This window comes from Candidatus Enterococcus willemsii, from assembly GCF_009933335.1.
GTDB lineage: Bacteria > Bacillota > Bacilli > Lactobacillales > Enterococcaceae > Enterococcus_F > Enterococcus_F willemsii.
In genome coordinates this window covers 167239-174361 of record NZ_MAEL01000031.1, presented here as the reverse complement: position 1 = coordinate 174361, position 7123 = coordinate 167239, and the positions used below count along the sequence as shown (strand labels likewise).

General features: G+C 36.4%; 7 protein-coding genes. 5 read left to right on the top strand and 2 right to left on the bottom strand.

The features are described from left to right. A partial coding sequence (locus tag BAU17_RS04800) for a restriction endonuclease subunit S (protein ID WP_237579082.1) occupies nucleotides 1-542 on the bottom strand: 542 nt, incomplete at its 3' end. A gap of 78 nt (nucleotides 543-620) precedes the next feature. Between BAU17_RS04800 and BAU17_RS04795 the strand changes: the two genes are divergently transcribed. Together BAU17_RS04795 and BAU17_RS04790 are read left to right on the top strand one after the other, a co-directional pair. Next, nucleotides 621-3677, top strand: a complete 3057-nt coding sequence (locus BAU17_RS04795; protein WP_161901686.1) for a type I restriction endonuclease subunit R — start codon at nucleotides 621-623, stop codon at nucleotides 3675-3677. After that, complete coding sequence (locus tag BAU17_RS04790) at nucleotides 3646-3915, top strand: hypothetical protein (protein ID WP_161901685.1); 270 nt, start codon at nucleotides 3646-3648, stop codon at nucleotides 3913-3915. Before BAU17_RS04795 ends, BAU17_RS04790 begins: the two co-directional genes overlap by 32 nt. A gap of 163 nt (nucleotides 3916-4078) precedes the next feature. Here the strand turns inward: BAU17_RS04790 and BAU17_RS04785 are convergent, their stop codons facing one another. Beyond that, nucleotides 4079-5227 carry a cobalamin-independent methionine synthase II family protein gene (locus BAU17_RS04785; RefSeq protein ID WP_161901684.1) on the bottom strand — a complete coding sequence of 383 codons (1149 nt, stop codon included), beginning with the start codon at nucleotides 5225-5227 and terminating at the stop codon, nucleotides 4079-4081. Nucleotides 5228-5395: 168 nt separating this feature from the next. Here BAU17_RS04785 and BAU17_RS04780 point away from each other — a divergent pair, with 168 nt between their 5' ends. The 3 genes from BAU17_RS04780 to BAU17_RS04770 all read left to right on the top strand — a co-directional run bounded on the left by BAU17_RS04780 (nucleotide 5396) and on the right by BAU17_RS04770 (nucleotide 7080). After that, nucleotides 5396-5941 carry a hypothetical protein gene (locus BAU17_RS04780; protein ID WP_161901683.1) on the top strand — a complete coding sequence of 182 codons (546 nt, stop codon included), beginning with the start codon at nucleotides 5396-5398 and terminating at the stop codon, nucleotides 5939-5941. A 116-nt stretch (nucleotides 5942-6057) separates the two neighbouring features. Then, on the top strand, nucleotides 6058-6357 hold the full coding sequence (locus tag BAU17_RS04775) for a nucleotide pyrophosphohydrolase (protein WP_161901682.1): 300 nt from the start codon (nucleotides 6058-6060) through the stop codon (nucleotides 6355-6357). A gap of 15 nt (nucleotides 6358-6372) precedes the next feature. After that, a complete protein-coding gene (locus tag BAU17_RS04770) occupies nucleotides 6373-7080 on the top strand; it encodes an HAD family hydrolase (RefSeq protein ID WP_161901681.1) in 708 nt (235 codons plus the stop codon). Nucleotides 7081-7123: the final 43 nt, after the last annotated feature.

Here is a 7123-nt window from a genome sequence, read left to right as displayed (position 1 = left end):
ATCCTTCGTAACTGTTCGAGTTTCTGTTGATGAAGGGTGATAGTGTCGTCGAGTTGTTTGAAGAAGTTACCGATTTTTTCTTGCTCCTCAATAGGTGGTATGCTAACGTTAATCCCCATAAACTCATCAAAATTAATATTTAGCAAGCCGTCCATACGTGCTCCCGAAGAAACAAGCTTGGCTAATTCTCTATCTGGCCTCTTAGTCGCAAACATATATTCAATAAAGCTAGAACTAGAAAGCTCATTTGTATCAAAACTGTGATAAACACGTGGCACTAACGCTTCAGCGTATGTTGTCAATTCAAACACTGCACCATATTTAGCTTGTTTTGAGTTTCCATGATTATAAGAAAGTTGCCCCTTTCTTAACAATGTATAGTTTTTTTGCTCTTTGCCTGCGATATTTCCTGAAAACCGTTCTCTTTGGTCTAACCAACCGCTACGAGCAGAAATCGTAAGTGTTGGTAAGTCCATCCGCCCATCATTTCCGCGTACTCGTTGGGTTATGTCCTCCAACTTACACTGTTCCCAATTGCTAATATCGTTGAAATCCTTACTTTATAGCCTATATTTCTATGATATAATTATCTTAATACATACAAAAAATGAGGTGTTTTGATGTCAAAATTTACAGCAGAGCAAGTATTAGAAGATACGTTGATTCAAAACTTAATCAGCGGAGACTCTCAATGGACGTATCGAAATGATTTACATACAGAAGATGAGCTATGGGAGAATTTTCGCCAAAAGTTAGAAGTAAACAATAAAGATGTTTTAAAAGGCATTCCTCTAACAGAGCAGGAATTTCGTCAGGTTAAAAATCAGCTGAATTTTGTGAACTTCTATGCTGCAGCACAATGGCTAGCTGGAGAGAATGGAGTCGCAAAGGTTCAAGTACAGCGTGAAGATGCAACATTAGGGACGATTCGCTTACGTGTCATTAATCGTCAAGATATAGCAGGTGGAATATCCTCGTATGAAGTAATTAATCAATTTAAATCGGATAAACGGTCACTAGAGGATAGGAATCGTCGTTTTGATGTGACGTTATTAATTAATGGTCTGCCTATGATTCATATCGAAATAAAAAATCGTGCGCATCCATATATGGATGCATTTCGTCAAATCAAAAAATATTTGAAAGAAGGTAAATTTACTGGTATCTATTCATCATTGCAAATGTTTGTCGTGACAAATGGTACGGACACACGTTATATTGCTGCAGGTCAAGATTCTCAATTGAAAGAGCCGTTTTTAACAAAATGGGTAGATAATAAAAATCAACCAGTGACAGATTACTTAGAATTTGCACAAGATGTTTTATCGATTCCAATGGCACATAAAATGGTGACGCAGTATACAGTGATTGATAATGATAAAAAAGCCTTAATTTTGTTACGTCCTTACCAAATACATGCGATTGAAGCAGTCAAGAAAGCATCTGGTCAACATAAATCTGGATATGTTTGGCATACGACTGGTTCGGGAAAAACATTGACTTCGTATAAAGTAGCTCGTAATTTATTACAAATCCCATCTATTCAAAAAACAATTTTTATTGTTGATCGAGTGGATTTAGACCAACAAACAACTTCATCATTTTCATCGTACGCAGAACATGATGTGATTGATATTGATGAAACGGATAATGTAAACGATTTGATAAAGAAATTATTATCTGAAGATCGCACGTTGATTGTGACAACTATTCAGAAGCTAAATCATGTAATGAAACGATTTGCAAGCCAAGAAGGTTCGAAGCGATATGAGAAGATGACACAATTGAAGGTAGCATTTGTAGTAGATGAATGTCACCGTGCTATCAGTGCTAGTAAGAAGCGTGAGATTGAGGAATTCTTTATTCAATCACTATGGTATGGGTTTACAGGAACGCCTATTTTTGTTGAAAATGCGAAAAAAGAAGTTGGTGATTTGCCACGAACGACCGAACAGCAATACGGTGAACGCTTGCATGAATACACTGTAAAAGAAGCAATTCACGATAAGGCTGTTTTAGGATTTCAAGTAGAATATAAGTCGACTTTTTCAGAAGAACAATTGGACAAGGCTCTTTTAGCTGAGTATGCAAAAAGTGAATTAGATATCGAATCATTAGAGTTAGAAGAAAAAGAAGCAAGATTATCAAAAACCGTCTATGAAGATGAGCAGCATATGTTAGAAGTTTTGAACTCTATTTTTAATAAGTCCCGAAAAAAATTAGGATTTACGAATGGAGTAGGCCAAACATATAGTGCAATTTTGACAACATCTTCGATTTCACACGCTCAAAAATATTTTGAGTTAATTCAGCAAGTAAAAAATGGCGAGTCAACACTTCGTATTGATGAAGAAACCAAACGGGTATTGCCAGATTTTCCGAAAGTAGCCATTACGTACTCTATTTCAGAAAATGAAGAGGCATCAATTTCAAATCAAGCGGAGATGAAAAGAGCATTGCGTGCCTATAATGCAGAATTCGGTACAAATTTTACGATTGATACGCTACGAGGGTACAATCAGAATGTTAATGATCGCTTAGCACGTAAGAAAGAGAAATATTTTGCACGTACAGAACAACTTGATTTAGTCATTGTTGTCGATCGATTATTGACAGGCTTTGACGCACCGTCTCTGTCTACACTGTTTATTGACCGAGCGCCAATGCAGCCTCACGCGCTAATTCAAGCCTTCTCAAGAACAAACCGTTTATTTGATAAGCATAAGAAATATGGTCAAATCGTAACGTTCCAAACACCTGTAACATTTGAAAAGCGTGTAAAAGATGCATTAATTTTGTACTCAAATGGCGGTGAGAATGATGTCCTGGCCCCAACTTGGAAAGAGGCAAAAAGTGCTTTTGTCAGTGCTATACATGGATTGAGGGAGATTGTAAATGCCCCTAGTGATATAGATATTGAACACATGAGTGACATTGAATTAAAGAAATTTGTAAAGGCTTATCAAAAATTAGATAAAACATTTACAGCAGTTCAGGTATACAGTGATTTTGATTCTGGACAATTAGAGCAAGAATTTGATATTAGCTATCAGGAAGTTGAAGAATTTTCAGGAAAATATCAAAACGCACTAGAAAAACTAAAGGGTAACCCAGATGACCTAATTGATGCAGAAATTGATATTGCCTATGAATTGGAATCTGTTAAAACTGAAAATATTAATTATGAATATATTTTGATGTTAATTCAGGCTTTTGTTCCTAGTGGAAATGATGAATATGAATTAGTGGCTCGTGAAGATACCAAAGCTTCTTTAGAAGTGAATCGGTATATTGATGATTTAGCTAAAAATAATGTAAAACTTGCGGAATTGGTGAAATATTTATGGGAGGATGTTCAATTAAATCCCGAAAACTATCGTGATAAAAATATTTCACTTTTATTGGAAGAAATGATTCAACGAACACAACAAGAAGCTATCCATGAATTTTCAAAAAAATGGGCTGTTGATGAGGAAGCTGCTATTTATGTTGCAGCAAATTATAATCCTAGAAAAGAAAAACAAAGTGGTGAAAGTGAAATGAAACGTTCAGGTAATTATGAAGTCTATAAAAATAAAACTGAAAATCATGTATCTAAATTAAAATATGGAAAAGTTCTTGCGTCAGAATTTAAAGAGTTGATTTGTGAAGATATATTACCTTTACGAGATAGATGAGGAATTAGGCTTAGCGATTAATGAAGAGGGATTCAATGAGATAGAACAAATGATTATTGCTCATCTATACAATAACAAAACGATAACAGTAAAGCGGGCTTCAGAAGTAATTAGAAGAAGTGATACGTACGCACGAAAAATTTTGAAAAAGTTATTAAAGGATGGGTCTGTCAAATGGCGTGGTATGAGCGTCCATGACCCGACACAGTTCTATACTTTACCCCAAATTATTGAGTAGTTCGGAGTAAAAAATTAATCGTCAGAATAGCACTAAGGAGCGGAACCTCCTTGGTGTTTTTTCATATTATCAAGCGTAGTAATCATATCTCAGTCTTTATAATTGAAACGCATAAAAAAGTACCAACAACAACTAGATTGTTGGCACTCATTCCTGTTTAATTTTACCCCCAATACCCTGCGGCAATCTTCTGTCCTTGCTCGATTTTTGCCCATTGTTGTTCAATTGACAATTCGTTGCCACAATCGCATGATGCAAAACCGCATTGATGTGATAGGAAGAGGCGTTCTTTTGGTAAGATTGTGCTTGCTTTATCTAATAAATCGATGACGCGTTTTTCATCATCTAAGGTAGACGTTTTGCTTGATAGTAATCCTAAAACAACTTCAACTTCTGGGCGGTCTTTCAAGACTTCCAAAGCGGAAATATCGCCAGCGCGTTCATCGTCCCACTCCAAATAGAAGCGGTCATAATGTTGGTCACGCAAGAATTTTTCAGCAATAGCTTTGTAAGTACCGCTTGATGCATGACGACTTTGGTAATTTCCACGGCAATTATGTGTCCAAACCTTTAAGCCTAGTTCATGAGCAAAGTCTGCAACCTCATTATTGATTGCTACAAATTCATCTGCCAAATCTTCTAAACCAGCGTTGCCTTGTGCAAAGAAGCTTTTATCATTATCTTCTGCGAATAACTCCCATAGACAGTCATCAAATTGGACGATTTCGCCACCTGCTTCTTTGTATTCTGTTAAAAATTCTTTGTACGCATTAATTAAGCCTGCTCGTAAGTCTGCTTTTGTTTTATACACTTGATCTTCACCAACAAGATTTTTAAAAACAGTTAGCTCGGTAAAGGCATGTGCAGCGCCCCAGACAGTAATTTTTACATCTGTATCGCCGGCTTGTGCTTTCGTATCTTTATAGATAGTCAAGTAATGATGATTTTTACCTGATAGAGGTGCAGTAATGCGGATGTCGATATCCTTACGTGTTTCAAAATGCCCGCCGTCTAAATCTTCAAATGAATAGCCGTTGTCTGCAATTAACCGCTCAACCCCAGCGAAGCCCCATAAGAAATCGAGATGCCACATAGAGCGCCCATGTTCACCGTCAGTTATTACGGTAATATTGTGGTCTTTTTGTTGTTGAATCACATCGCTGATTGATTTGGTTTCCGTTTCTTTATAGCCTGGAAAAGCATCGTAAAATGGATATTGAATATCGTCACGGTGCTCGATTTGTGTTTTATAATCTAGTAAATCTTTTGGTCGTAATAGTGAGCCTACAAGTTGAAATTTATCTGTTGTCATATAGATGCCCTCCAGTAATTTAAGTGATGAGGTTATTCTAGCAAGAAAAAATTGAAATAGATAATACATTTTATTTTGCATATGTTATAGATTTTATTTATAACGAAATAATGTATTTTTGTGTTAATCGCTATTTATACGGTAAAATAGAGAAAAGGAGGGAACATAATGAAAAATAAAAGTATTTATAGCAACTTTAAATGGGTTGCTTGGTTATTAATTGGTATGGGCGTTCTTTTCTTGGTACCGGCAATTGTGATGCAATTTGTGCCTATAGGTCCAGACAACTTTAATTTGACACTTAATGGTGTACGTCAGCCGTATACAGAAGCCAATGCTGCGCTATTTCGTCGTATTTTTCTTTACGCATTTAGTGCTCCTACGTTGATTTTGTTTATTATTGGTGGTGTCATTCTGTTTTATCATATTCGTAAAACGAAAAAAGAAAATGACTTAAGAGAGATGGGAACATACTTGATAGCTAGGAATTTAGAGGTAGGCTATTCATCTATCCGTGTAAATTACCGACATCAAATCTTTTTGACTTGTTCCTACGTCGATGAAAAAGGCAATAACTATTTATTTAAAAGTCGTCCATTACGCTATGATCCACGCGCCTTTTTAAATGGGCAAGTGAAGGTGTATTATCAACCAGATAATATTAGTAATTATTTTGTTGATGTTGAAGGTAGTATGGATCCTGTGTATGAGTAAAAAATAAAGAAGTGGTGATGGGAAAGTTCTCATCGCTGCTTTTTTGTAAGTGAAGACATAGACTGGAAAAAAATGTTACTATAAAACCAACAAATAAAATAAATCGAGGTATTTAAATGTCCCTACAACAAACCATCAAGCAAATTAATCATTTCCGTGATGAACGAAATTGGCGTCCGCATCATAATGCGAAAGATTTAGCCATCTCTATTTCTCTGGAAGCTGCGGAATTACTAGAAGATTTTCAGTGGGTTTCTGCAGAAGAAGGCGTTGCAAAAAATTTGGAAAACATTAAAGAAGAAATCGCAGATGTATTAATTTATACGCTCATGTTATCGGATAATTTAGGGTTAGATGTGGAAACAATTATTGCAGATAAATTGAAGAAAAATGCGATAAAATATCCTGTGAAGTAAGTGTAGGAGGTTTTTATGAAAGCAATTATTTTTGATGTGGATGATACGTTATATGATCAACTCGTGCCTTTTCAACGTGCTATTCAGCAGCAATTTTCAATTCGAGACGAACAAATGGCGCAACTTTACTTAGCTTTTCGTCAAATTAGCGATGCGAATTTTCATGCATCGGAACGTGGAGTCATTTCAATGGAGGACATGCGTGTCTTACGGATTCAAGGAGCGTGTGAGCAGTTTGGTTATCGAGTGACACGTGAACAAGCGTTGGCTTTTCAAAACGATTATGCACGCTTTCAGGGGGAAATTGTACTGACAGAAGAGATGCAAGAAGTTTTAACTCTTTGTATAGCGCATCATATTCCAATCGGTGTGATTACCAATGGCCCAACTGAACACCAATGGAAAAAAGTCCACCAATTAGGTTTGTTACGCTATATTCCTAAAGAATACATCTTTATTTCAGCAGAAGTGGGCGTTGCGAAACCAGATACGTCGCTATTTAGGCATGTGGAGCAACAGTTGGGGATGGCTGCAGATCAGATGATTTATGTCGGAGATTCTTATGCGAATGATATTGTCGGAGCCAAGAATGCAGGGTGGCAAGCCATTTGGCTGAATCGCCGGCAACACGTTCCAACAGAAGCAAGTGCCCGTCAAGATTATCTGATAACGACCGAATCTATCGTACCGCTAATCAAACAAATAGTCGGAAAACTCACCTAAACAATTATCTGTTTAGGTGAGTTTTTTTGATTATTCATCACAA

Bases quoted from the DNA above. Each gene is read 5' to 3' on its own strand.
- BAU17_RS04795 (WP_161901686.1), top strand. From the start codon at position 621: ATGTCAAAATTTACAGCAGAGCAAGTATTAGAAGATACGTTGATTCAA.
- BAU17_RS04785 (WP_161901684.1), bottom strand. From the start codon at position 5,227: ATGACAACAGATAAATTTCAACTTGTAGGCTCACTATTACGACCAAAA.
- BAU17_RS04780 (WP_161901683.1), top strand. From the start codon at position 5,396: ATGAAAAATAAAAGTATTTATAGCAACTTTAAATGGGTTGCTTGGTTA.
- BAU17_RS04775 (WP_161901682.1), top strand. From the start codon at position 6,058: ATGTCCCTACAACAAACCATCAAGCAAATTAATCATTTCCGTGATGAA.
- BAU17_RS04770 (WP_161901681.1), top strand. From the start codon at position 6,373: ATGAAAGCAATTATTTTTGATGTGGATGATACGTTATATGATCAACTC.